The sequence below is a fragment of the Sphingopyxis sp. Soil_C_28 genome (assembly GCF_057657055.1).
In genome coordinates, this window is sequence record NZ_JBDGJE010000003.1 from 25,427 (window position 1) to 50,519 (window position 25,093).

A 25,093-nucleotide genomic window follows, 5' to 3' on the forward strand; every position below is an offset into this window, starting at 1 on the left:
GGCCCTACTTCCCCCCGATCCCCGCCGCTTCCTCCAGCTCGACCAGCGCATCCTCCAGATAGTCGATCAGCCGCTGGACATGCGGCACGCTGCGCCGGCACGCCGTAATCCCGAAATCGATATTCTTGTTGTTCGACACCTGCGTGATGTTCATCGCCATGCCGTCGACCGGGATGCTCGCGGGGTACATGCCGTCGAGCCGCGCGCCATTCCAGTAAAGCTGCTCGCGCGGGCCGGGGACGTTCGAGATGGTGACGCTATACGCCGGGAATTTGTCGGCGGTGCGGGTCAGCGCGGTCAGCATCTGCGGCATCTGCGTGATCGCGGTATAAATCTGGATTTGCTGCGCGGTCATTTCGCGCAGCTGCGCCTTCGCGGCGTTCATCGATGCCTGAATCGTCGCCATGCGCAGCGCGGGATCGTCGATATGCGTCGCGAGGTTTGCGGTCACCGCCGCGACCGAATTGCCCGAATCGATATCGTCCTTCGCCCGGATCGACACCGGTGCCATCGCTTTCAGCGGCTTGTCGGGCAGCTCGTTCAGCGACTGCAGATATTTGCGCATCGCCCCCGAACACATCGCGAGCACCGCGTCGTTGATCGTGCCGTCATAGGCTTTGCCCATCGCCCGCACGCGTTCGAGCGACCAGCTTTGCGCGACGAAGCGCCGCGCGCCGGTGATGTTGCGGTTGAAGCTGGTGCGCGGCAATCCGCCCCAAGGGGTCGCAAGATCGCTGCCGCCCAGCCCGAACATCGCCGCGGCATATTGGTTGAGCGCCTTGGTTACCCCGACGCTGTTGCCCCATTGCTCCTTCAGGAAGCCGCCGATCGCCTTCAGGTCGGTGAGGCTGGGGGTCGGCGTTTTCTTCGGTGCCGGGAATTTACGCTTATAGGCTTCATAGGCCTCGACCGACATCGGCGAATAGCTGCGCCGTTCGGTCTTGTCGGCGCTGAGCATCGCATTGGTGAAGTGCATCGACGATGCGCCATCCATCAGCGCATGGTGGATCTTGAAATAGGTCGCGATCTGCCGGTCGGGCAGGCCTGAGATCAGCGTGATTTCCCACATCGGCCGCGTCCGGTCGAGCAAGGTGCCGTGCAGACGCGAGACAAGCTCGAACATCTCGCGGTAGCGGCCCGGCTTGGGCAAGGCGGCGCTGCGGACATGGTAGTGCATGTCGATGTCGCGGTCGGGTTCGAGCCGTATCGGCCCGTACTGGCCGAGCGGCGTGAGCTTTAGCACTTCGCTGAACGGCCGCCGCAGCCCTTCGGACTGGCGCAACATCGCCAGCTGCTCGTTCAGCCACTCGGTCTCGTCGACCTTGTCGGGCAAGGTATAAAGATTGACCCCACCGACATGCATCGGCGTCTCGCGCGTTTCCGCGACCAGGAACATCGCGTCGGTCACCGGCATCAGCCGCATGGCAGCTCTCCCCACTCAAATTGCTGCATCTTTTGTTGCGCAGCATGCGAGGGGGGTAGGGGCGAGTCAAGCAATGGCAGCGAGCGCAATAAATAGGGACAGTCCCTATTTATTGCAGGGCCCAGCGCGCCCGTTAACGATCGCTTCGGTTAAATAGGGACTGTCCCTATTTATTGCGGGCACTGGAGAGGATTGGCGAACCCTTGTTGACGCGGTATCGCCGTCCCCATGGCCAAACTCTATTTCTACTATGCCAGCATGAACGCGGGCAAATCGACGACGCTGCTCCAGGCGGATTTCAACTATCGCGAGCGCGGAATGGAAACGATGCTGTGGACCGCGGCGCTCGACGATCGTTATGGCGCGGGGCAGGTGACCAGCCGCATCGGGCTGATCGCCGAGGCGCATAAATTCGATCCCGACAGCAATCTGTGGGCCGCGGTCAACGCCGAGAACGCCGAACGGCCGCTAGCGTGTGTGCTTGTCGACGAGGCGCAGTTCCTGACCCGGGCGCAGGTGCTCGATCTCGCGCGTCTCGCCGACGAAACCGGCATTCCCGTGCTCTGCTATGGCCTTCGCACCGATTTTTCGGCCGAGCTCTTCCCCGGATCGGCGGCGCTGCTCGGCATCGCCGACGCGCTCGTCGAACTCAAAGCCGTGTGCGAATGCGGGCGTAAGGCGACGATGAACCTGCGCGTCGACGAAAGCGGCCGCGCGGTGGTCGAGGGCGCACAGACCGAGATCGGCGGCAACGACCGCTATGTCGCGATGTGCCGGCGCCACTTCATGGCGAAACGGCGCGAAGCCGCGGAAGCACTCACCCATGCTTGACCGTCTCTATGTTGACCTCGCCGACGGCGATCTCAAACTCGTCAAGCTGACCGAGGCGCATCGCGAAGATCTGCGCGCCGTCTGCGCTGCCGATGCCGACGTCTGGCCGATTTATTCGTCGAGCTTCGGCCCCGAGCATTTCGACAAGAGCTTCGACGTATTGGTCGGCGGCGCCGGCCGCATGCCCTACGCCATCATGGACGGCGACACGCTCGTCGGCATGACTGCGTGGCTGCGCCCCGACTGGCCGGCGCAGACCGTCGAGATCGGCAACAGCTTCATTCATCCGGCCGCGCGCGGCACCGGTTTCAACGGCCGGGTCAAGCGCCTGATGCTCGATCACGCCTTCGCGGTAGGCATCCGCCGCATCGAATTCCGCATCGACGAGCGCAACAAGCGCAGTCAGGCCGCGGTTGCAAAGCTCGGCTGTAACAAGGATGGCGTACTGCGATCGGAACGCATCACCTGGACCGGCTACACCCGCGACACGGGCCTCTGGTCGCTACTCGCCGACGAGTGGGCGGGCCGATCCTAGGGTCAGCCCCGGTTCAGCCTGCCTTCGCTACACGATCCGCCATGAAGAATCTCGCACTCTCCCTGGCCGCCGTGCTGCTTCCCCTTTCTGCGGCCGCGGCGGCCAACGAGTCTGCTCCGGAGTCTGCAAAGGAAGCGCGCGCGCGCGGCGTCGAATCGAGCATCGTGTTTCCGAGCGACAGCTCGATCCGCAACTGGCAGGCCGACCGCGAACGCGGCATCTGGATTCAGGGCCGCGACAACGACTGGTACTACGGCACCTTCGCCGGCCTTTGCCGCGACCTCGACTTCGCGCAGGCGATCGGCTTCGAAACGCGCGGCGCCGGGCGGCTCGACAAATTTTCGTCGATTATCGTGCGCGGCGAACGCTGCCAGCTCTCGTCCTTCGTAACCTCGGCCCCGCCGCCGTCGAAGGAAGAGCGCAGGGCGGCCCGCGAAGCCGAAAAGGCCGCGCAAAATTGACAGCCGCCTCTCGCCGCCATAGCGGCGCGGAATGAACGGCTGGATCATCCTCGACAAACCCTTGGGCCTGGGCTCGACGCAGGCCGTCGGCGCGGTAAAGCGCGTGTGCCGCGAGGCGGGGCTGGGCAAGGTCAAGGTCGGCCATGGCGGCACGCTCGATCCGCTGGCGACGGGAGTGCTCCCGATCGCGCTCGGCGAGGCGACGAAGCTCTGCGGCCGAATGCTCGATGCGAGCAAGATTTACGATTTTACGGTGAAATTCGGAACCCAAACCGACGGGCTCGATGCCGAGGGTGAAGTCGTCGCGACCAGCGATGTGCGGCCGACGCTGGCAGAGGTCGAAGCGGTGCTGTCGCGCTTCACTGGCCCGATCGAACAAATCCCGCCCGCTTTTTCAGCGATCAAGATCGACGGCCAGCGTGCCTATGACCTCGCGCGCAAGGGCGAAGCGGTCGAGATGAAGTCGCGGAGTGTAACCATTTACGCCCTTCGTCATGCCGGACTTGATCCGGCATCCATGCGGACCGACGAAGAGTGGACCCCGGATCAAGCCCAGGGTGACGAAGTGGGCGAGGGGCGCATGGACTCGATCACCCTCACCGCCCATGTCTCCAAGGGAACCTATATCCGCAGCCTCGCACGTGACATCGCCCAAGCCGTTGGAACCGTTGGTCATGTCATAATGCTCCGCCGTACCAGGGCCGGACCGTTCGATCTGGAACAGGCGATTTCGCTGGACAAATTGAACGCATTCGGCCAAGGCGCCGCCCAATCAGAATTCATTCTGCCGCTCGAGGCAGGGCTGGTCGACATCCCGGCTCTGAACCTTTCCCCGGAAGCGGCAGGGGCGATCCGTCAGGGTCGTGTCTGGACCGGGGTAGCTTCGGATGACGGGCTCTATTGGGGAAGGGACAGCGAAATGCGTCCCGTTGCCCTGATCGAGGCTTTGGCGGGAACGCTGAAGGTCGTCCGCGGCTTCAATCTTTAAGCAAGATGTTCGAGGAAAAACGAATATGTCGATTACCGCCGAGCGCAAAACCGAAGTCATCAAGGACAATGCGCGCCAAGAGGGCGATACCGGTTCGCCGGAAGTGCAGGTCGCAATTCTGACCGACCGCATCAACACGCTGACCAACCATTTTAAGGCGAACCACAAGGACAATCACAGCCGCCGTGGCCTCTTGATGATGGTCAACAAGCGTCGCAGCTTGCTCGACTATCTGAAGAAGAAGGACGAGGGTCGTTATCAGGCTCTCATCGCGAAGCTGGGTCTTCGTAAGTAAGAATTTCTGGCGGCCCCGGACTTCCGGGGCCGCTGTCATATTGGTCCCGCGCGATTTGCCGGACCACAGGGCCGCTCCCGCATCCGGCGGGACCGCCATTGGGGCAGACAGACGCCCCGCACCGCCCCGGGTCGGATTACCCGGAACTAGAGGCCCCGCCCGGCATCGGGCCCGGCGGGCGAAGGAAACTCCATGTTTGACGTGAAAAAAGTATCGATCGAGTGGGGCGGTGAAACGCTGACTCTCGAAACGGGCAAGGTTGCCCGTCAGGCCGACGGCGCGGTTGTCGCGACGCTCGGCGAAACAATGGTTCTCGCGGCCGTGACGGCTGCCAAGACGGTCAAGGAAGGGCAGGACTTCTTCCCGCTTACCGTCCATTATCAGGAAAAATATTCGGGCGCAGGCCGCATCCCCGGCGGCTTCTTCAAGCGCGAGCGCGGCGCGACCGAAAAGGAAACCCTGGTTTCGCGTTTGACCGATCGTCCGATCCGTCCGCTGTTCCCCGAAGGTTTCTATAACGAAATCAACGTCATTGCCCAAGTTCTGAGCTATGATGGCCATAACGAGCCCGACGTCCTCGCGATGGTCGCCGCGTCGGCCGCGCTCACCATTTCGGGCGTTCCCTTCATGGGTCCGATCGGCGCCGCGCGCGTTGGCTATGTCGATGGCGAATATATCCTGAACCCGACCGACGCACAGGTTGCCGAAGGCGACCTAGATCTGGTCGTTGCTGCGACCTATGACGCGGTGATGATGGTCGAATCCGAAGCCAATGAGCTGTCGGAAGAGATCATGCTCGGCGCCGTGCTGTTCGCGCACGACGCGTGTAAGGACGTCGTCAAGGCGATCGTCAAGCTGGCCGAACAGGCTGCCAAGGATCCCTGGGACATGGCCGAGCAGAGTGATCTGACCGCGGCCAAGGACAAGCTGAAGAAGCTGATCGGCAAGGACATTGCCGCCGCTTACAAGCTGACCGACAAATCGGCCCGCTCGAACGCGCTGAACGTGGCACGTGCTGCCGGCAAGGCCGCTTTCGCCGACGCCGCGCCGCAGGACCAGATGGCCGCCGGCAAGCTGATGAAGAAGCTCGAAGCCGAAATCGTTCGCGGCGCCATCCTCAAGGACGGCAAGCGTATCGACGGACGCACGACGACGCAGATTCGTCCGATCGTTGCCGAAACGCACTTCCTGCCCCGCGCCCATGGCTCGGCGCTGTTCACCCGCGGCGAGACGCAGACGATCGCGACCTGCACCCTGGGCACCAAGGACAGCGAGCAGATGATCGACGGCCTCAACGGCCTGTCGTACTCGAATTTCATGCTGCACTATAACTTCCCGCCCTATTCGGTCGGCGAAGTCGGTCGTTTCGGGGCGCCCAGCCGCCGCGACATCGGCCATGGCAAGCTGGCATGGCGCGCGCTGCACGCGGTGCTGCCGACGAAGGACGAGTTCCCCTACACGATCCGCATCACCAGCGACATCACCGAGTCGAACGGCTCGTCGTCGATGGCGTCGGTCTGCGGCGGTTCGCTCGCCATGATGGATGCCGGCGTTCCGCTGAAGCGTCCGGTTTCGGGCATCGCGATGGGCCTGATCCTCGAAGGTAAGGATTTCGCGATCCTGTCGGACATCCTCGGCGATGAAGATCACCTCGGCGACATGGACTTCAAGGTGGCGGGCACGTCCGAGGGCATCACCACGATGCAGATGGACATCAAGATCGCGGGCATCACGCGCGAGATCTTCGAAGCCGCGCTGAACCAGGCGAAGGAAGGCCGCGCGCACATCCTCGGCGAAATGGCGAAGGCGCTGGGCGAAGCCCGCACCGAGCTGTCGGCGCATGCACCGCGTATCGAGACGATGCAGATCGACAAGGCAAAGATCCGCGACATCATCGGCACCGGCGGCAAGGTGATCCGCGAGATCGTCGCGACCACCGGCGCCAAGGTCGACATCGACGACGAAGGTCTGATCAAGATCTCGTCGAGCGATCCCGAGCAGATCGAAGCCGCTCGCAAGTGGATTTCGGGCATCGTTGAAGAAGCCGAAGTCGGTAAGGTCTATGACGGCAAGGTCGTGAACCTCGTCGATTTCGGTGCGTTCGTGAATTTCATGGGCGGCAAGGACGGTCTCGTCCACGTCAGCGAAATCGCCAACGAGCGCGTCGAGAAGGTCGCCGACGTCCTGAGCGAAGGCCAGGAAGTCAAGGTCAAGGTCCTCGAGATCGATCCGCGCGGCAAGGTTCGCCTGTCGATGCGCGTCGTCAATCAGGAAACCGGCGAAGAGCTGGAAGACACGCGCCCGCCGCGTGAAGCCCGCGAACCGCGTGGCGATCGCGGCCCGCGCCGTGATGGCGGCGGCGGCGACCGTGGCCCGCGTCGCGAAGGCGGCGGTGGCGGTCGTGACCGTGGTCCGCGCCGTGACGGCGGCGGCGAACCCCGCGGCGACCGTGGCCCGCGCCGCGAACGCAGCGAAGGTCCGGAAGATCAGGGCCATGTGCCCGACTTCCTGAAGGACTAAGTCTTTCGCTATCGGAAACGGAAAGGGGCCGCGAAAGCGGCCCCTTTTTTGTTACGGCGTGCGCGGCCGTTCTTTCTAAATCTCGTCATTCCCGCGAAAGCGAGAACCCGGCGAGGGAGGAGCCAACGTCCGCAACCGGCCGTCAGCCGCCGTCCGCCCCCAACTCCGTCTTCAAAAACGCCCTGATCTTCGCCCAGCTATCCGCGCGTGCCGCCGCGTTGCCCGCCTCGGTCCCGCCGAGCTTGGCCCAGTATCGCCGCGCCTTGTCGTCGGCAAAAGGCGCGCCCATCACACCATGTCCCGCGTCCTTGTAGCGCAGCACTACGGGCGCCGCGGCCCCCGCCTTCGCCGCGCGTGCGACGATCTGGTCGGTCATCGGGCAACTCGGCCACAGTTTCTCGGCCTCGCCGCACACGAGCAGCAGCTTGCCCTTATACCTCTCGACCGGGATGATCGCATCGGGGTTCTTGTCGAGTTCCTTGAGCCCGTTCACGAACACCGGCATCAGCCCGTCGCTTCCCGGCTGGCCCTTGTAGGCGAGGTGGGGGAGGGGATTGCCGCCTTTGCTCCACGATGAGCTGAACGACCCGAACATATAATTCTCGCCGGTCATCCCGTCCCACACGACACTTGACGGCATGCCGAGCACCGCGGCGCGTACCCCCGGATACACCGTCGCGACGATCAATCCCGCCTCGGCGCCCTTCGAATAGCCGACGATACCGAGCCGGCTGCCATCGACTTCGGGCTGCGTCTTCAGCCAGTCGAGCCCCCTCGCGAAATCCTCTATCGGAATGTTTTTGAGCTTCGCCGACTTGCCCGGCGCGTTGTGATAGGCGAGCTGAAGCGTACTATATCCCTCGGCTTGAAGGAGCAGCGCCAGCGCACGCATATCCTTGCTCAGCCCGCCTTCGGACCCGCCGAGCAACAGGATCGCCGGATGCGGCCCGTCACCCTTGGCCGGGAAATAATTGGCGAAAATGCCGCTCGCATTGATCCGCTGGCCGGTCGGCCCTGCCTCGACGATCTTCGCGGGCGCCGGCGGCTGTGTGATCATCCACGCCATGCCGCCTGCGCCGACGACGACCAGCGCGCCCAACACGCCCCATACGATCTTCCATTTCCGCTTCACGGCCACCCTCCATGCCCAACTGTATTATTAAAATAGTACACTAGCGCGACGCCACAAAAAAGAAAAGGGGCCGCTTTCGCAGCCCCTTCCCCGCCCGATGCGGGCAGGGTCAGCCGAACAAACGCTCGGCATAAATACCGCGCAATGCCGTCCAATTGTCCCAATGCGGCGCTGGAGTGCGCCCGCGCAGCCGCGCTTCGAGCACATCGATATGCGCGTGCCAGCCCGCGCTGACATTGAGCCGGACGGCAGGATCCTCGATCCGGCGATGCACGACGGTGAGCAGCACCTCGTCGCCCTTTTCCTTAAGCGTGAAGGTCACCCCGCCCGTGCTGCCCCAGCTGATTGCCAGCAGATGTGGCGCGTCGATCGCGACGACTTCGCAAATCATCCTATGCTCGGCGTCAAAGCCCTCGGGGCGCACGCCGGGTGGGTCGGTCAGTTCGTCGTTGCGCCAGGTGAATTCGACCGCCGCGCCGACCTTTTCCTCCATCGCGCCGGCGGCCATCCACTGACGACGCAATTCGCTATCGGTCAGGTAAGACCAGATACGCTCGACCGGGCCGGGGAGCAGGCGCTCGATTGTCAGCGTTGCGGGTTCGGTGAGCACCCCATAATTGCCTTCGGTAAGCATCGTCGTCATCGTTATTCTCCTTCTTTCCCGGGGAGGGGGTTCTTCGGTGGGGGTGGGGACGCGGCGTCCTGCGCCCGCAGGATGCGTTCGAGGGTGTCGAGCCGGTCGGTCCAGAAGCGGCGATACATGCCGATCCACTGGTCGGCGCTCATCAGCGGCACCGGATCGAGGCTACAGACATGGGTGCGCCCGCGCACGTCGCGGCGGACCATTCCCGCATTTTCCAGCACCTTGATATGCTTCGACGCCGCAGCGAGCGACATCGCGAACGGCTCTGCCAGTTCGCCGACCGTCCGTTCGCCGGTGGCCAGTTCACCCAGCATCGCCCGGCGCGTTGCGTCGCCGAGAGCGTGAAAGATTGTGTCGAGCGCGTGCGAATCATGTTCAACCATGGGGTTGAATATGAGGCATCCAATTTTATTGTCAACCGATTGGTTTAATTATTTCGCGTCCACCCCGGCGATCCGGTTTCCCGCATCCTCGCGATAGAGCGACCAGTTGGCGGGGCATTTATTTACGGCCTTCGGCAACCCCTGCATGCCTTCGGTGATCCAGCAATCGTTGAAGATAGAACAATAGCAGGAGCGGACCTTGAGTTTCCAACGCTCCTTGTTGAGCGTCTGCCAGACTTTTTCGGATGCGGGGGTGCGCGGAAAGCTAACGAATTCGATCGTCTCGCCGGGCCGCACGGCGATTCCGGTTGAAGGCGAGGTGGAAAAGCGCAAGGCGCGCGCACCGGCTTCGGTGCAGCATGCTTCGAGCAAGTCGATCGGTGTGTTTATCGTCTTGCCTTCATAACGGATTTCGATGGGGCCGAGGATCGCGGGGCCGACGCCATTGTTCGTTAGCGTCAGCGCAATATCCTGATTGCCTTCCTCGTCCCCGTTGCTTGTTCCGAAGGTGACGAACGGCATAACCCCGCCACTCTGCATCTTCTGCGTCGCGTCGGCCTGCACAAAAGCGAAATAGGCGAGCGCGAGCGATGCGATCAGTGCTGGCAGTCCAATCAGGAAATGCGCAATCGTGATCAGCGGTAAATAGCGCAGGAACCGTGATCCGATGGCTGCGGCGTCCGGTGAAGATGCGCCATGCTCGGGCGTGGTATCACGGTTCGGCGTTTCGCTCATCATGTCCTCTCTAGCTTGGTCGGTGCGTATGACTAGGCCGGCTTTCGGGTTTTTCCAATCTGGGCTGTTGCCAGCCAGCGCTCTGAATCCACTCGCTTCGATCGGCGCATTGCGTTTATGATCGGCGCCATGCTGACCATCCTCACCGCGCTCGCGCTCGCCGCCCAATCGACCGTCGTTCCGCCGCAGGCGACGCAATTGCCGCCGCCCGCCCCGGCCATTCCCGCGCCGGTCACGCCGGTGATCGAGGCCGATACGCGGCCCTATGTGGCGCTGGCCACCGATCTCGGGACGATCGTCGTGCGGGTCGAAAACAAGCGCGCACCGATCACCGCCGCGAATTTCCTCCGCTATGTCGATGCGAAGCGGATGGACGGGTTCAAATTCTATCGCTCGACGAAAAGCTGGGGGGCGGCCAGCCAGCTGATTCAGGCGGGCAATCGCGGCGATCCGCGCAGGAATTTTCCGCCGATCGCGCATGAGCCGACGAAGGCCAGCGGCCTGACCAACTGCAAGGGTGCGCTGTCGATGGCGCGGCTCAATCCCGGTGACGCGACGACAGATTTCTTCCTGCTCCTGTCCGACATCAAGGGGTTCGACAGCGATGCGCCCGGCGGCGACGGCGTCGGTTTCGCGGTGTTCGGTGAAATCGTCGCGGGCACCGACATCGCCGAGGCGATCTTCAACGCGCCCGTTTCGCCGACCGCGGGCCAAGGCGTAATGGTGGGCCAGATGTTGGAGCCCCAAGTCACGATCAAAACCGCGCGGCGCGTGCCCGCACCTGCCGACGCGCCAAAAGGTTGTGTCGTCAAAGCGCCGTAAAGCTGCGCCGGGACCCCATCATTTATTTTGCGTTCATCCGCGCTGTGGCTATACCGCGCGCATGACTCAATATGCCCCCTCGCGCGCGACCATGCGCCTGCTCGCCGCCGCACTCGTGATCACCCCCATGCTGGCGGCTTGTGCCGGGGGCGGCAATGTGAAGAAGGACACGCGTTACGTTGCACGCGACGTCAACACGCTGTACCGCGCGGCGCAGGATCGGCTCGACCGCAAGCAATATGGTCTCGCCGCGGCGCTGTTCGACGAAGTCGAACGCCAGCACCCCTATTCGCCCTGGGCACGCCGTGCGCAGCTGATGAGCTCGTTCAGCTATTATATGGACCGCGAATACACCCCGGCGATCGAGGCCGCGCAGCGGTTCCTCGCGATCCACCCGGGCAACAAGGACGCGCCCTATGCCTATTATCTGATCGGCCTGTCCTATTATGAGCAGATCAGCGACGTCACGCGCGACCAGAAGATCACCCAGCAGGCGTCGAACGCGCTGGGCGAAGTGATCCGCCGCTATCCCGACAGCCGCTATGCGTCGGACGCGCGCCTCAAGATCGACCTCGTCCAGGATCATCTCGCGGGCAAGGAAATGGAAATCGGCCGTTTCTATCAGCGCAGCTCGAACTGGCTCGCGGCATCGATTCGCTTTCGCGAGGTCGTCGACAAGTTTCAGACCACCAGCCACGCGCCCGAGGCGCTCTATCGCCTGACCGAATGCTATCTGGCGCTGGGTATCCCGGCCGAAGCGAAAAAGTCCGCCGCCGTGCTCGGCGCCAACTATCCCGGCAATGAATGGTATGAGCGCGCGTACAAGCTGATGCAGAAGAACGCCCCGAGCGCTTGATACTGCGCGTAGATTCTGCCTTTGTTCTGCGGTAAGGGCAGGGCATGCTGACGGCGCTTTCCATCGCCAACATCGTTCTGATCGAACGGCTCGACCTCGATTTCGAGGCCGGGCTGGGCGTGCTGACGGGCGAGACGGGGGCGGGCAAGTCGATCCTGCTCGACGCGCTCGGACTCGCGCTCGGCGCGCGCGCCGACAGCGCGCTGGTACGTCAGGGCAGCGACAAGGCGCAGGTCACCGCGAGCTTCGCTGCGCCCGCATCGGGCACACCGCTCGCCGCGCTGCTCGCCGACAACGAGATTGGACTCGAGAGCGGCGAAGCTTTGCTCATCCGCCGCACGCTGAAAGCCGATGGCGGCAGCCGCGCCTTCCTCAATGACCAGCCGTGCTCGGCGGCGCTGTTGCGCGAAGTCGGCGGTCATCTGGTCGAAATTCATGGCCAGCACGACGACCGCGGCCTGCTCGCCCCGACGGGCCACCGCGCGCTGCTCGATGCTTATGCGCGCGCCGATACGCGCGGCGTGGACACCGCCCACGCCGCATGGCGGGCGGCCGAAGACACGCTCGCCGCTGCGCGCGCCGCGCTGGACGAGGCCACGCGCGACCGCGAATGGCTCGAACATTGCGTCGCCGAACTCCAGACACTCGCGCCCCAGCCGGGGGAGGATGCCGAACTCGCCGAAGCGCGCGCGGCGATGCAAAAGGGTGAGAAGATCGCGGGCGACCTCGGCGCGATCATGGAGGCGTTCGAGGGCAGCGACAGCGGTCCTGCGAAACTGCGCGGTGCCGCGCGGCGGCTCGACCGGCTCGCGGGCGATCACGCATTGCTCGCCGAGGCGCTCGCGGGCCTCGACCGCGCGATCATCGAGGCCGACGAGGCCGAGACCAAGCTGCACGAAGCCGCGCGCGCGATGGAATATGATCCCGAACGGCTCGAGGCGACCGAAACGCGCCTGTTCGAGCTGCGCGCGATGGCGCGCAAACATAATGTCCAGCCCGACGATCTCGCCGACCTCACCGGAACGCTGGCCGCGCGGCTCGATGCGATCGAGGGCGGCAGCGCGGGGCTCGCGAAACTCGAGACTGCCGTGGCTGAAACCGCCGCCGCATACACCCACGCGGCGTCCGCGCTTTCCGATCAGCGCAGCAAGGCCGCGACCCGGCTCGACGCCGCGGTCGCGGGCGAACTCGTGCCGCTGAAACTCGACGCCGCGCGCTTCCAGACGCTGGTCGAACGCCTCCCCGCCGAACGCTGGGGACCCGAGGGCATGGACCGTGTCGAATATCTGATCTCGACCAATCCCGGCGCGCCCTTCGCCCCGCTCGCCAAGATCGCGTCGGGCGGAGAGCTCTCGCGCTTCATCCTCGCGCTGAAGGTGGCGCTCGCCGAAGAGGGCGGCGCCGACACGATCATCTTCGACGAAATCGACCGCGGCGTCGGCGGCGCGGTGGCGTCGGCGATTGGCGAGCGGCTGGCGCGATTGGCGGGCGCGGGCAAGCAGTTGCTCGCGGTGACGCACAGTCCGCAGGTCGCCGCAAAAGGCGCCGCGCATTTCATCATCGCCAAATCGAGCGAAGGTACAGTGACGCGCACCAGCGTTCACGCGCTCGACGAGACGGGCCGCCGCGAAGAAATCGCGCGGATGCTGTCGGGCGCCGAAGTGACCGCCGAAGCCCGCGCACAGGCCGAACGATTGCTGGAGACGACATGACCGACCAGGCGCAACTTTATCGCGCGCAGGGCTATCTCGCGCTTCCGGGCTTCGTGCCCACCGACGTTACCCATGCGCTCCTTGGCATGATGAAGGGCGACCTGATGCGCGGCGGCGTGTCGTTCGACAAGCTGAAGCGCAAGCATGCGCTGCTCGCGAACGAGGCGGTCGAGGTTTATGGCCGGCATTATCTGCCGCTTTCGACCTTCCTGTGGGGTATGACCCCGGCGGTCAGCGCGCTCGTCGGGACCGAACTCAAGCCCTCCTATTGTTATTTCCGCATGTACCGCGCGGGTGACGTCTGCCACGTCCATTCGGATCGTTACGCCTGCGAACACAGCCTGTCGCTGCTGCTTGCGGCGAGTGATGACCGGGCCTGGCCGCTTGAGGTCGGGGCGCAGCATATCGAAACCCCGCGCGAGCGCGCCGACGCCGATTTCGGCGACGACGCCTATGGTTCGGTGCCGATGCTGCCCGGCGACGCGGTGCTTTATCAGGGCGTCCACCGGCTGCACGGAAGGACGACACCGAACCCCAATCGCTGGTCGGCGCATCTGTTCCTTCATTGGGTCGATCCCGCCGGCCCCTATGCCGAGCACGCGATGGAAGGCGTGAAAATCCCCGCGACCGAAACGCTCGCTATGGAACGGGCCTGACCCATGGGGGCGGCGCATCCGCTCGACCGGCCGGTCTGGAGCATGCTGACCGGGCGGCAGGCGCATCTTGCCGAGGGTGACGCGCGCGCGTTTCGGATCGACCGCGGCTATGGCGTTTTCGGGGTCGCGGCCGACACAGGCGATGCGGCGCAGGCTGCGCTTGCCGCACTCGTCCCGGAAGCAGGCGAAATCTGGATCGTCGAGGGTGAACCGTGGCCGGTCCCTCCCGGCACGCGTGAAGTGAAACGCGCCATCCTCGCGCAGATGGTCGCCGAGGGCGCGCCGCCGCCCCCTCGCGCAGGCGAACCTGCGATCCTCGCGCTGGGCGATGACGACGTACCCGAAATGGCGGCGCTCGCCGAGCACGCCAAACCTGGGCCATGGGGGCCGAAGACGCATCGTTATGGCCCGTTCTATGGTGTCCGCGAAAACGGCCGGCTGCTCGCGATGGCGGGGCAACGCATATTGGTCCCCGGCATGGCCGAAGTCAGCGGCGTCTCGACGTGGGCGGATTGCCGCGGTCGCGGCTATGCCCGGACACTGATCGGCCATGTCATGCGCGAAATGGTCGCGCGCGGCGAACAGCCCTTCCTTCACAGCTACGCCGATAACGCCGGGGCGATCGCGCTTTACGAATCGCTCGGTTTTCGTATCCGGCGCGAGGTGCATGTGCTGGCGATCGCGAAATGACGGACCGGCGCGACCATATCGCAGGATTTCGCACTCGCGCCGGGTTCGAGCCGATGGCAAAGACCGGTGCATGACCGAAATCGAATCCCTGTCGCAGGCCGAGGCCGCCAATGAACTGATGCGGCTGGCAAAACTGATCGCCTATCACAGCAAACGCTATCATGCCGAGGATGCGCCGGAGATCGATGACGCCGATTATGACGCGCTCGTCCGCCGCAACAACGACCTCGAAGCCGCCTTTCCGCAGCTGATCCGCGCCGACAGCCCGAACAAATCGGTCGGCGCCGCGGTCGAGGCGTCACCGCTCGCCAAGGTCACGCATGCGCAGCGCATGATGAGCCTCGACAATGCGTTCGCCGCCGAGGATGTCGAGGAGTTCGCGGCGCGCGTGCGCCGCTTTCTGAACCTCGGAGCCGATGCCGTGGTCGCGATGACCGCCGAGGACAAGATCGACGGCCTCTCCTGTTCGCTGCGCTACGAAAAGGGCAAGCTGGTGCAGGCCGCGACACGCGGCGACGGCAGCGTCGGCGAGGATGTGACTCCGAACGTCGCCACCATTGCCGACATTCCGCAGGAGTTGAAGGGCGAAGCGCCCGACGTGTTCGAGATCCGCGGCGAAGTCTATATGGCAAAGGCCGACTTCACGGCGCTCAACGAACGATTGATGGAAGAGGGCCGGGTACTTGCCGCGCAGCGCGAACAGGAGTTTGACCCCGCCACCGTCCGCCAGTTCGCCAACCCGCGCAACGCCGCCGCAGGCTCGCTGCGCCAGAAGGACGCGAGCGTCACGGCCTCGCGTCCGCTGCGCTTCCTCGCGCACGGCTGGGGCGAGGTCAGCGCGCTTCCCGCCGAAACGCAATATGATGTGATGAAGGCGATCGAAAGCTGGGGCGTGCCGGTCTCGCCGCTCCTGGAACGCTTCGAAAACGTCGCCGAAGTCCTCGCCCATTATGCCGAAATCGAGCGCCGCCGCGCCGACATGGATTATGACATCGACGGCGTCGTCTACAAGGTCGACAGCCTCGCTTGGCAACATCGCCTCGGCTTCGTCGCCAAGGCGCCGCGCTGGGCGATTGCGCATAAATTTCCCGCCGAACGCGCGCAGACGACTTTGGAGGCCATCGATATCCAGGTCGGCCGCACCGGCAAGCTGACCCCTGTCGGGCGGCTCGTCCCCGTCACCGTCGGCGGCGTCGTCGTGTCGAACGTCACGCTCCACAACCGCGACGAGATCGGTCGCCTTGGCGTCCGCCCCGGCGACCGCGTCGTCATCCAGCGCGCCGGCGACGTCATCCCGCAGGTCGTCGAAAACCTGACCCGCGACGAGGACCGCGCTCCCTATGTTTTCCCCGACCATTGCCCCGTCTGCAACAGCGAGGCGGTGGCAGAGGAAGGCGAGGTCGATGTGCGCTGCACTGGTGGCCTGATCTGCAACGCGCAGAAGTTCGAGCGTCTGCGCCACTTCGTCAGCCGCGGCGCGCTCGACATCGAGGGGCTCGGCGAGAAGAGCATTCAGGAATTCCTCGACCTCGGCTGGCTCGACAAGGGCCCGGCGGATATCTTCCGGTTGAAAAGTCACCGTGCAGAATTGATCGAGCGCGAAGGCTGGAAGGAAAAGTCGGTCGACAATCTCTTCGCCGCGATCGAAGCGAAACGCAGCCCCGACGCCGCGCGCCTGCTCTTCGGGCTCGGCATCCGCCACATCGGTGCAGTGACCGCGCGGGACCTTCTCAAGGGTGTCGGCGATATCGCCCTGCTTCCCGAAAAAGCAACCGGGATTCAGGGCTATCTCGACGCGAACCCACAGGGCGAGGGCGAATCCGAGGGCAAATTCGTCACGCGCAAGATGGACGCAATCAAAGCGATTCTCGAAGTGCGCGCCGACGGCATCGGTCCGGCGGTCGCCGAGGCGCTCACCGATTTCTTCCACGAACCGCACAACCGCGACCTGTGGAACGACCTCCTCTCCGAAGTTTCGCCGCCGCCCTTTGTCGTCGAGACGCGCGAGAGCGAAGTGTCGGGCATGACGGTGGTGTTCACCGGAAAGCTCGAGACGATGAGCCGCGACGAGGCCAAGGCGCAGGCCGAAGCGCTTGGAGCCAAGGCGGCGGGATCGGTGAGTGCGAAGACCGACCTCGTCGTGGCGGGCCCCGGAGCCGGGTCGAAGCTCAAGCAGGCCAGCGCTCTCGGTATCCGCGTGATCGACGAGGCCGAATGGGCGGAGATCGTCGCCGCGGCGGGTTAGCGTGATATAGTGCCGTGCGCGCCATCACAGACGGCGCGGCGGAAATGCTGTGAGGGGGCCACATGGCAAAGCGTGATTATCTGAACAATCTGATGCGCGATCTCGAATCGCATACCGAAGTGCGGCGATTCGGCAGTGGGTGGTTGTCGGGCTTCTTCGGCCTGCTCTTCGCAATCGCCGGTTTCTTCATGGTGATTGCGCTGCGCTTCCCCGACTGGTTTGCGACGCCCGAGCTTGAAATCATCAAAAATTGGGGCGGCTTTCGCGGGCTCGTCCACGCGATCCTGCTCGTGAGCTACGGCCTCTCGCTGCTCAGCCTGCTGCTCCGTCCGCGCAAGGCGCTCGGGCTCACCGCGCTGATGATCGGGCTTGCCGCGATTCTCGTCGGCGGCTCGAATGTCCAGCCGCAGGAAACGCGCGACTGGGGCATCTTTTTCGGGCTCGACTTCTTCGTCGTGAACCTGCTCGTCACCGGCTTCATGTTCGCGCCGCTCGAACGCGCCTTCCCGCATCGCCGCACGCAGCGCCTGTTCCGCATCGAATGGCGCGAGGATCTTTTCTATTATCTGGTCAGCACGATGTTCGTGCAGGTGCTCGGCTTCCTCGCGCTCGCGCCGTCGACGATCATCAACGAGAATACGAGCAATTGGGAAGCATTCCGCGCCGGTGTCGCCGCGCTGCCATGGATCGTGCAATTCCTGATCGTCATCGTCGCGTCGGACATGGCGCAATATTGGTTCCACCGCACCTTCCACCGCTATCCGTTCCTCTGGGGGTTCCACGCGGTGCACCACAGCGCGAAATCGATGGACTGGCTGGCGGGATCACGGATGCATTTCGTCGAGATCGTCCTGCTCCGCTCGATCACCTCACTGCCGCTGTTCACCCTCGGCTTCGCGCCGTCGGTGATGCAGGCCTATATCGGCTTCGTCTATGTCTGGTCGTCGCTGCTCCACGCGAATGTCGGGGGCAATTTCAATCGGCTGGGCCACTGGATCGCGACTCCCCGCTTCCACCATTGGCACCACGGGCTGGAGCGCGAGGCGTTCGACGTCAATTTCGCGATCCACTTCCCGTGGATCGACAAGCTGTTCGGCACCTTCCATTTGCCGAAAGACCGCTGGCCCGACAATTACGGCATCCCCGAAGATGTCCCGCGCAGCTATTGGGGCCAGTTCCTCTACCCCTGGACGCGCACCGGCAAGAAGATTGACGAGACGCCCGCCGAATAGGGCAATCTGTCCGCTTGCCACCCGCACGGGCAGGTCATAAGGCGCGCGGCGTGAGCGTGCTCGCCGCCTTTCGCCGTCCCGGCATCCTGCTGCTTTTGCCGCTGCTGCTCGCGCTCGCCGCGCGGGTGCTCGTCGCGCCGGGGTGGATGATCGAGAGCGACTCGGGCGGTTCGATCACCGTGCGTATCTGTTCGGACCCCGGCAATCCGGGCGGCACGACGACGATCCCGGTTGAAAAGGTCGGCGATCATAATGCCGGCGAAGCGCAGCAGCATTGCCCGTGGGGCGCGCTCGCCAATGCGCCGATCGTCCCCGGCCTGCCGGTGCTCGCCGCGGCGCCAATGGCCGCCGATCCCATCCCGGTCGCGGTCCGATCGCTCGGATTCGCGCCGGGCATCGCCTCGCCGCTCCCGCCGAGTACCGGACCACCTGCCTTCGCCTGATCCAGCCAAACCGGCTGCCCGCGCTTTTGCGCGGTGCGGCCCGCGACTGCATTCAGCGAAGGAAAATCTATGAAAACCCGTATCCATGGGGCGGCGCCGTTGCTGGCGCTCGCGACCTGTCTCGTCGCCGCTCCGGTCCGTGCCGAAGAGGCCGACGCGACGATTATCGTCACGGCGCCGACCGCCATCGACGCCGCCGAGGAACGCGCATCGCGTACCGCCGGTGGCACCGATGTCGTTTCTTACGAAGACTATGCCGACAAGTCGGTCGTGAGCCTGCGCGATACGCTCGCCTTCTCGCCCGGGGTGTATCTCCAGCCGCGCTACGGGCAGGAAGTGCGCATCTCGATCCGCGGATCGGGCCTGTCGCGCGGTTTTCACATGCGCGGACTCACGCTCTTGCAGGATGGCGTCCCGATCAACCTCGCCGACGACAATGGCGATTTCCAGGAACTCGAACCAATCTTCTTCGACCATCTCGAAGTCTATCGCGGCGCCAATGCGTTGCGCTTCGGCTCGGGCACGCTCGGCGGGGCGATCAACGGGGTGACTCCCAGCGGGCGTACCGCAAAAGGGATTTATCTACGCGCCGACGTCGGTAGCTTCGACAGCGTACGCGGGCTCGTCTCGGCGGGGGTTGCGGGCGAACGCGTCGATGCATGGGGCGCGATCGGCGCCGACACGTCGGACGGCGATCGCAACCACGCGAAACGGCGCAGTCTGCGCTTTCGGGGCAATGTCGGGCTGAAGATCAGTGATGTGATCAGCACGCGCTTCTACGCAAGCGTCGACAATATCGATCAGCAGTTGCCCGGTGCGTTGACGCGGATCGAGGCACTCACCACCCCGCGAAAGGCCAGTGCGAGCGCGGTCGCCGGCGATCAGGCGCGCGACATCGACTCGCTGCGCCTTCAGAACCGGACAACCTTCGATTGGGGCGCTTTCACGCTCGACGTCGGCGGTTTCGTCAATGCGAAGTCGCTGCATCATCCGATCTTCCAGCTCATCGATCAGAAGTCGGTGGATATCGGCACCTTCTTCCGCGCCGATTATGCGAGTGGTCCGGTCGAAGTGACGCTCGGCGGCGAAATCCGCCGCGGCAGCACCGATGCGCGCCAGTTCGTAAATAATGGCGGCCGACGCGGCGCGCTGACCTTCGACGCCGACCAGAAGGCGCAGACCGCGACGCTCTATGGCGAGGTGCGCGTTCGGCCGGTCGAGGCGCTCACGTTGATTGCAGGCGGGGTCTACGCCGATGGTTGGCGGAAACGCCAGGTGAATTTTTCGAGCACCCCCGCGACCGACGGACGGATCGATTTCGACGTCTTTTCGCCCAAATTCGGCCTGCTGTTCGAACCCGCCGCCGATATCCAGATCTTCGCCAACTACAGCCGCTCGACCGAATTTCCCGGCTTCGGTGAAGTCTTCCAGACGATCGGCACCCCGCCGACCAGCACGCTGGTTTCGGACATCCGTCCGCAGCGCGCCTGGACCGCCGAGATCGGCACGCGCGGCAAGCTCGGCTTCGCAAGCTGGGACGTCGCATTCTACCGCTCGACGCTGAAGGGCGAGCTGCTCCAGTACACGACCAACAGCAACATCCCCGCCGCGACCTTCAACGCCGATCGCACGCTGCATCAGGGCGTCGAGGCCGGGCTCGATATCGCGCCCACTGACTGGCTGCGCTTGCGCCAAATCTACACCTACAGCGACTTCCGCTTCCGGAACGATAGCCAATTCGGCGACAACCGCCTGCCGGTCGTGCCAAAGCACACCTATCGTGCCGAGCTGCGCCTCGGTACCGACGCGCTGCATATCGCACCGAACGTCGAATGGGTCCCTGACGGTCCGTTTTCCGATTACCGCAATCGGGTGCGGACACCCGGCTATGCGTTGATCGGAGTGACCGGCGGCGCCACGATCGCCAATGGCATCGATGCCTTCGTCGACGTCCGCAACATCACCGGCAAAAAGGCGATCGGCGACGTCAGCGCGGCGATCACCGTCACGCCCGCCTCGGCGATCTATTACCCGGTCGAACGCCGCGCGGTCTCCGCCGGTATCCGGGCGCGGTTCTAAAGGGGGCAGGGGGTGACCGAAATCAACCGGGTTCCGCTCTATCGCACGATCTGGCGCTGGCATTTCTATGCCGGGCTGTTCGTCATCCCCTTCGTGCTGGTCCTTTCGGCGACCGGCGCCGCCTATCTGTTCAAGCCGCAGATTGATCGGTGGGAGGAGCGCGCGTGGCGCGGTCTTCCCACGCAGGGCGCGGTCGAAGCCGACGCACAGGTTGCCGCCGCGCTGGCCGCCAATCCCGGCGCCAGCTTTCATTACTACCGCATTCCCGAGGCCCCGGGAGATGCAGCGGTGATCCATATCGGCCTGCCGGGCGGCGCAATGCGCGACGTCGCTGTGTCGCCGCAGGGGCGGGTGATCGCCGCCGCAGATCCCGACCAGCGCATCTCGGCGTGGCTGTCGCGCATCCACGGCACGCTGCTCATCGGCCGCACCGGCCGCCTGCTCGTCGAACTCGCCGCGAGCTGGGCGATCGTGATGATCCTGACCGGCCTTTACCTCTGGTGGCCGCGCGGTCGCGGCGCCGCCGGGGTCGTCTGGCCGCGCCTGTCGCTTGGTGGCCGGGCGGCGCTGCGCGATCTCCACGCCGTCACCGGTTTCTGGGTCTCAGGCCTCGCGCTGATCCTGCTCTTCACCGCGCTGCCATGGACCGAGGTGTGGGCAAATGGGTTTCGCACCGTCCGCGCCGAAATGGGCTGGGTGTCGGGGGTGCAGGACTGGAAGGGCGGCGCCAATCCGCATGCCGCGCACGATCATCATGCGATGGCGGCCACGCAGCCAGCCGGACCGCCGCCGCGCGCGCGCCTTGAATATATCGTGCTCCGCGCCCGCGCCGAACATATGCCCGCCCCCGCGATCATCCAGCCGCCCGGCGCGCCCAACGCCTTCGGTCCGCCCAATGGCAATGTCTGGACGCTGACGACGCTGACGCAGAACCGCCCGCAGGTGCGCAAGGTCAGCTACGATCCCGAAACGAGCCTCGAAGTCGCGCGCGCCGGTTTTGCTGAAAAACACGCCATCGACCGTGCCATTGGCTATGGCATCGCGTGGCACGAAGGCCAGCTCTTCGGCCTTGGCAATCAGCTCGTCGGTGTCGCGACCGCACTTGCGCTTTTCACCCTCGCCATTTCGGGATTTTTGATGTGGCGTCGGCGCAGGCCCGACGATGCGCTCGGTGCACCGCCCGCCGCACGCGATCCGGCCAAGCTCAAGGGCGTCGCAGCGCTGATCCTGATCCTCGCCGCGCTGTTACCATTGCTTGCCGCCTCGCTGATCCTCCTCTGGATCGTCGAGCGTCTCGTTCTGCCGCGCCTCCCGCGTGTCGCGCATTGGCTCGGCGTTGCGGCTAGGGCCCGGCCGCGCCTATAGGTTACCGCATGGACCGTATCCTCCACCTGTTTGTCGCGCTCCTCGCGCTGCTCCTTGCCCCTGCCGCGATCGCAAAGGAACGCGGCCCGGTAGTCCTCGCGGCCGCAAGCTTGCAGGAATCGCTGACCGAGGCGGCGAACGTCTGGGCGGCAAACGGCCATGCCAGACCTGTGCTATCGTTCGCCGCCTCGTCGGCGCTGGCGCGGCAAGTCATCGCGGGCGCTCCCGCAGACCTGTTCCTATCGGCCGATGAGGAATGGATGGACGCGGTGGCAAAGGCGGGGCTGCTGCGCCCCGGCACCCGCACGACCCTGCTCGGCAATCGACTCGTGCTGATTGCCCCCGCGTCGAGCAAAGTCCGGCTGGCGCCCGCACGCGGTTTCGCGCTGGCAAAAGCGCTCGGCACCGGCCGCCTCGCGCTCGCCGATCCCGATGTCGTGCCTGCCGGAAAATATGCGAAAGCCGCGCTGATCGCGCTCGGCGTCTGGACGGGCGTCGCGACAAAAACCGCCCCCGCCGAAAATGTCCGCGCCGCGATGGCACTCGTCGAACGCGGTGCCGCACCGCTCGGGATCGTCTATGCCACCGATGCGCGGGCATCGAAAGCCGTCCGCGTCGTCGGCATTTTTCCCGCATCGAGCCACCCGCCGATCCGCTACCCGGTCGCTTTGCTCAAGACGTCGCGCAGCGGGGGCGCTGCGGGCTTCCGCGCCTTCTTGCTGTCGAAACAGGGCCGCGCGATCTTTGCGCGCCACGGGTTTGCAAACCCTTGAGGTCAGGAGCAGTTCATGACGCCTGTGATCTCGAACCTCTGATGCTCTCCGCCGAAGAATGGGGAATCGTCGCCTTGTCGCTGAAGGTCGGTGGCGTCGCTGTGCTTGCCACGCTTCCTGTCGCCTTTGCTATCGCCTGGCTTCTCGCGCGCTATCGCTTCCCCGGCCGGATGCTGCTCGACGCACTTGTCCACCTGCCGCTCGTCCTGCCGCCCGTCGTCACCGGCTGGCTGCTGCTCATCGCTTTCGGTCCCTTTGGCCCCGTCGGGCGCTGGCTCGAAAGCTGGTTCGGGGTGAGTTTGATGTTCCGCTGGACCGGCGCCGCGCTGGCCGCCGCGATCATGGCGCTGCCGCTGATGGTGCGCGCGATGCGGCTGTCGATCGAGGGGATCGACCGGCGGCTGGAGGGCGCGGCGCGGACGTTGGGGGCGACCCCATGGCACAGCTTCTGGACGATCAGCCTGCCGCTGGCGCTGCCGGGCGTGCTCGCCGCATTGGTGCTCGGCTTCGCGCGCTCGATCGGCGAGTTTGGCGCGACGATCACCTTCGTCTCGAATATCCCGGGCGAAACGCGCACCTTGCCTCTCGCCATCTATTCGGCGCTGCAGGTGCCCGGCGGCGAGGCGATGGTCACGCGTCTTGCGCTTCTATCGGTTGCGCTGTCGCTCGGTGCGTTGATCCTGTCAGAATATCTGGTGCGGCGCAGCCCTGGCGAAAGGCAGCGGGATGGCGATTGATATCGACGTCGCCAGGCGGCTTGGCGAGCGGACCATCGCCGCGTGCTTCACTGCAGGGCCGGGGCTGACCGCGCTTTTCGGACCGTCAGGCGCGGGCAAGACCAGCATCCTCAACATGGTCGCCGGGCTGATCAAGCCCGACCGCGGCCATATTCGCATCGGCGATCGAACTTTGTTCGATGGCGCCACCAACCTGCCGCCCGAGACGCGCCGCGTCGGTTACGTCTTCCAGGATGGCCGGCTGTTCCCGCACCGCCGTGTGCGCGCGAATCTGACCTACGGCCACGACCTCGCCGATCCCGCAAACCGCTGGATGAGCTTCGACGAAGCTGCGGCGTTTCTCGGCATTGGCCATCTTCTCGATCGCTGGCCGCACGGCTTGTCGGGCGGCGAAGCCCAGCGCGTCGCTATCGGTCGCGCGCTGCTCGCGGCCCCCGAAATCCTGCTCATGGACGAGCCGCTGTCGTCGCTCGACGCCGCCCGGCGCGGCGATATCATGACGGTCATCGAACGGATTCGCGACGAGCTGAAATTGCCGATTCTTTACGTCAGCCACGATCGCGCCGAGGTCGACCGGCTTGCGACGTCGGTGGTGGAGGTTGGCGAATAAAGTTTCACTTGAAACCATTTTGATGATAGAAGCGGTCGTATGGAAAGCCAGTTTACCCACGTCCATGACACGCCGCCGCCGGGTGCCGCGGCCGACTGGACGATTTCGCAAAATTGGGACGCCTTCACTGCCGACGAGCATGCGATGTGGGACCGCCTTTTCGCGCGCCAGTCGGACATGCTGCCCGGCCGCGCTGCCGACGCCTTCCTGCGCGGTATCGACGTTTTGCGCCTCGAAAAGCCCGGCATTCCCGATTATCGCGAGCTCAATGCCCGCCTGATGGCCGCGACAGGATGGCAGGTGATTGCGGTCCCGGGACTCGTCCCCGATGATGTGTTTTTCGACCATCTCGCAAACCGCCGTTTTCCCGCGGGCAATTTCATCCGTACGCCGCAGCAGCTCGATTACCTCCAGGAACCCGACGTCTTCCACGATGTTTTCGGTCATGTCCCGATGCTCGCCGACCCGGTGTTCGCCGACTATATGGTGGCTTATGGCGAAGGCGGCCTGCGCAGCCTCAAGTTCGATGCGCTCAAACAGCTGGCGCGGCTTTACTGGTATACGGTCGAATTCGGGCTGATCCGCGAAGCGGGCGGCCTGCGCATCTATGGCGCCGGCATCGTCTCCTCCTTTGCGGAAAGCGTCTTCGCGCTCGATTCGGACAGCCCGAACCGCATCGGCTTCGACCTCGCGCGCGTGATGCGCACCGATTACCGGATCGACGATTTCCAGCAGAATTATTTCGTGATCGACAGCCTCGACCAGCTGCTCGACACGACGGTGAATACCGATTTCGCGCCGCTCTATGCTCAGAATGCCGCGCTGCCGCCGATCCCGATCGCCGACTTTTTGCCGGGGGATCAGGTGATCACACGCGGCACGCAGGACTATGCGTTAAGCAAGCAAACCGTCTGAATCTGCTCGCGT

General features: G+C 64.7%; 25 protein-coding genes. 20 read left to right on the forward strand and 5 right to left on the reverse strand.

Features of this window, described 5'->3' with window-relative positions; translation table 11 throughout:
* Nucleotides 1-4 precede the first annotated feature (4 nt).
* A complete protein-coding gene (locus AC3A43_RS13535) occupies nucleotides 5-1,423 on the reverse strand; it encodes a WS/DGAT/MGAT family O-acyltransferase (protein ID WP_487793077.1) in 1,419 nt (472 codons plus the stop codon).
* A 228-nt stretch (nucleotides 1,424-1,651) separates the two neighbouring features.
* Here AC3A43_RS13535 and AC3A43_RS13540 point away from each other — a divergent pair, with 228 nt between their 5' ends.
* The 6 genes from AC3A43_RS13540 to pnp all read left to right on the forward strand — a co-directional run bounded on the left by AC3A43_RS13540 (nucleotide 1,652) and on the right by pnp (nucleotide 7,053).
* Entirely contained in the window at nucleotides 1,652-2,254 is a 603-nt protein-coding gene (locus tag AC3A43_RS13540; RefSeq protein WP_487793078.1) for a thymidine kinase, read from the forward strand.
* Nucleotides 2,247-2,789 carry a GNAT family N-acetyltransferase gene (locus tag AC3A43_RS13545; protein ID WP_487793079.1) on the forward strand — a complete coding sequence of 181 codons (543 nt, stop codon included), beginning with the start codon at nucleotides 2,247-2,249 and terminating at the stop codon, nucleotides 2,787-2,789. Before AC3A43_RS13540 ends, AC3A43_RS13545 begins: the two co-directional genes overlap by 8 nt.
* Nucleotides 2,790-2,830: 41 nt before the next feature.
* Nucleotides 2,831-3,250: a DUF6491 family protein gene (locus AC3A43_RS13550; protein WP_487793080.1), complete on the forward strand. Its 420-nt coding sequence runs from the start codon at nucleotides 2,831-2,833 to the stop codon at nucleotides 3,248-3,250.
* A 31-nt stretch (nucleotides 3,251-3,281) separates the two neighbouring features.
* Complete coding sequence (truB, locus tag AC3A43_RS13555; protein WP_487793081.1) at nucleotides 3,282-4,238, forward strand: tRNA pseudouridine(55) synthase TruB; 957 nt, start codon at nucleotides 3,282-3,284, stop codon at nucleotides 4,236-4,238.
* A gap of 25 nt (nucleotides 4,239-4,263) precedes the next feature.
* On the forward strand, nucleotides 4,264-4,533 hold the full coding sequence (rpsO, locus tag AC3A43_RS13560; RefSeq protein WP_487793082.1) for a 30S ribosomal protein S15: 270 nt from the start codon (nucleotides 4,264-4,266) through the stop codon (nucleotides 4,531-4,533).
* Between the two features lie 192 nt (nucleotides 4,534-4,725).
* Complete coding sequence (gene pnp / locus AC3A43_RS13565; protein WP_487793083.1) at nucleotides 4,726-7,053, forward strand: polyribonucleotide nucleotidyltransferase; 2,328 nt, start codon at nucleotides 4,726-4,728, stop codon at nucleotides 7,051-7,053.
* A gap of 142 nt (nucleotides 7,054-7,195) precedes the next feature.
* Here the strand turns inward: pnp and AC3A43_RS13570 are convergent, their stop codons facing one another.
* The 4 genes from AC3A43_RS13570 to AC3A43_RS13585 form a co-directional block, all read right to left on the reverse strand.
* A complete protein-coding gene (locus tag AC3A43_RS13570; protein ID WP_487793084.1) occupies nucleotides 7,196-8,185 on the reverse strand; it encodes an acyl-CoA thioester hydrolase/BAAT C-terminal domain-containing protein in 990 nt (329 codons plus the stop codon).
* Nucleotides 8,186-8,294: 109 nt separating this feature from the next.
* Nucleotides 8,295-8,828, reverse strand: coding sequence for an SRPBCC family protein (locus tag AC3A43_RS13575; RefSeq protein ID WP_487793085.1), 534 nt, complete (start codon nucleotides 8,826-8,828; stop codon nucleotides 8,295-8,297).
* A 2-nt stretch (nucleotides 8,829-8,830) separates the two neighbouring features.
* Nucleotides 8,831-9,211, reverse strand: coding sequence for an ArsR/SmtB family transcription factor (locus tag AC3A43_RS13580; RefSeq protein ID WP_487793086.1), 381 nt, complete (start codon nucleotides 9,209-9,211; stop codon nucleotides 8,831-8,833).
* Between the two features lie 48 nt (nucleotides 9,212-9,259).
* Nucleotides 9,260-9,949 carry a hypothetical protein gene (locus AC3A43_RS13585; RefSeq protein ID WP_487793087.1) on the reverse strand — a complete coding sequence of 230 codons (690 nt, stop codon included), beginning with the start codon at nucleotides 9,947-9,949 and terminating at the stop codon, nucleotides 9,260-9,262.
* Between the two features lie 126 nt (nucleotides 9,950-10,075).
* Here AC3A43_RS13585 and AC3A43_RS13590 point away from each other — a divergent pair, with 126 nt between their 5' ends.
* The 14 genes from AC3A43_RS13590 to phhA all read left to right on the forward strand — a co-directional run bounded on the left by AC3A43_RS13590 (nucleotide 10,076) and on the right by phhA (nucleotide 25,081).
* Nucleotides 10,076-10,768 (forward strand): peptidylprolyl isomerase, encoded by a 693-nt coding sequence (locus tag AC3A43_RS13590; protein ID WP_487793088.1) that lies wholly within the window; start codon nucleotides 10,076-10,078, stop codon nucleotides 10,766-10,768.
* A 61-nt stretch (nucleotides 10,769-10,829) separates the two neighbouring features.
* The gene (locus AC3A43_RS13595; RefSeq protein ID WP_487793089.1) at nucleotides 10,830-11,624 is read left to right on the forward strand and encodes an outer membrane protein assembly factor BamD; all 795 of its coding nucleotides are present in this window, start codon (nucleotides 10,830-10,832) and stop codon (nucleotides 11,622-11,624) included.
* A gap of 44 nt (nucleotides 11,625-11,668) precedes the next feature.
* On the forward strand, nucleotides 11,669-13,336 hold the full coding sequence (gene recN / locus AC3A43_RS13600; RefSeq protein WP_487793090.1) for a DNA repair protein RecN: 1,668 nt from the start codon (nucleotides 11,669-11,671) through the stop codon (nucleotides 13,334-13,336).
* A complete protein-coding gene (locus tag AC3A43_RS13605; protein ID WP_487793091.1) occupies nucleotides 13,333-13,992 on the forward strand; it encodes a hypothetical protein in 660 nt (219 codons plus the stop codon). Before recN ends, AC3A43_RS13605 begins: the two co-directional genes overlap by 4 nt.
* Before the next feature lie 3 nt (nucleotides 13,993-13,995).
* The gene (locus AC3A43_RS13610; RefSeq protein WP_487793092.1) at nucleotides 13,996-14,682 is read left to right on the forward strand and encodes a GNAT family N-acetyltransferase; all 687 of its coding nucleotides are present in this window, start codon (nucleotides 13,996-13,998) and stop codon (nucleotides 14,680-14,682) included.
* A 70-nt stretch (nucleotides 14,683-14,752) separates the two neighbouring features.
* The gene (gene ligA / locus AC3A43_RS13615) at nucleotides 14,753-16,927 is read left to right on the forward strand and encodes an NAD-dependent DNA ligase LigA (RefSeq protein ID WP_487793093.1); all 2,175 of its coding nucleotides are present in this window, start codon (nucleotides 14,753-14,755) and stop codon (nucleotides 16,925-16,927) included.
* Nucleotides 16,928-16,989: 62 nt separating this feature from the next.
* Entirely contained in the window at nucleotides 16,990-18,159 is a 1,170-nt protein-coding gene (locus AC3A43_RS13620; RefSeq protein ID WP_487793094.1) for a sterol desaturase family protein, read from the forward strand.
* Between the two features lie 50 nt (nucleotides 18,160-18,209).
* Entirely contained in the window at nucleotides 18,210-18,602 is a 393-nt protein-coding gene (locus AC3A43_RS13625; RefSeq protein WP_487793095.1) for a hypothetical protein, read from the forward strand.
* A gap of 69 nt (nucleotides 18,603-18,671) precedes the next feature.
* The gene (locus tag AC3A43_RS13630) at nucleotides 18,672-20,681 is read left to right on the forward strand and encodes a TonB-dependent receptor family protein (protein WP_487793096.1); all 2,010 of its coding nucleotides are present in this window, start codon (nucleotides 18,672-18,674) and stop codon (nucleotides 20,679-20,681) included.
* Between the two features lie 12 nt (nucleotides 20,682-20,693).
* Nucleotides 20,694-22,046 (forward strand): PepSY-associated TM helix domain-containing protein, encoded by a 1,353-nt coding sequence (locus tag AC3A43_RS13635; RefSeq protein ID WP_487793097.1) that lies wholly within the window; start codon nucleotides 20,694-20,696, stop codon nucleotides 22,044-22,046.
* An 8-nt stretch (nucleotides 22,047-22,054) separates the two neighbouring features.
* Entirely contained in the window at nucleotides 22,055-22,819 is a 765-nt protein-coding gene (modA, locus tag AC3A43_RS13640; RefSeq protein WP_487793098.1) for a molybdate ABC transporter substrate-binding protein, read from the forward strand.
* Nucleotides 22,820-22,860: 41 nt separating this feature from the next.
* On the forward strand, nucleotides 22,861-23,556 hold the full coding sequence (gene modB, locus AC3A43_RS13645) for a molybdate ABC transporter permease subunit (RefSeq protein WP_487793099.1): 696 nt from the start codon (nucleotides 22,861-22,863) through the stop codon (nucleotides 23,554-23,556).
* Nucleotides 23,546-24,166, forward strand: coding sequence for a molybdenum ABC transporter ATP-binding protein (locus AC3A43_RS13650; protein ID WP_487793100.1), 621 nt, complete (start codon nucleotides 23,546-23,548; stop codon nucleotides 24,164-24,166). The genes modB and AC3A43_RS13650 overlap by 11 nt, the downstream gene beginning before the upstream one ends.
* A gap of 39 nt (nucleotides 24,167-24,205) precedes the next feature.
* Nucleotides 24,206-25,081: a phenylalanine 4-monooxygenase gene (phhA, locus tag AC3A43_RS13655; RefSeq protein ID WP_487793101.1), complete on the forward strand. Its 876-nt coding sequence runs from the start codon at nucleotides 24,206-24,208 to the stop codon at nucleotides 25,079-25,081.
* The last annotated feature ends 12 nt before the right edge of the window (nucleotides 25,082-25,093 follow it).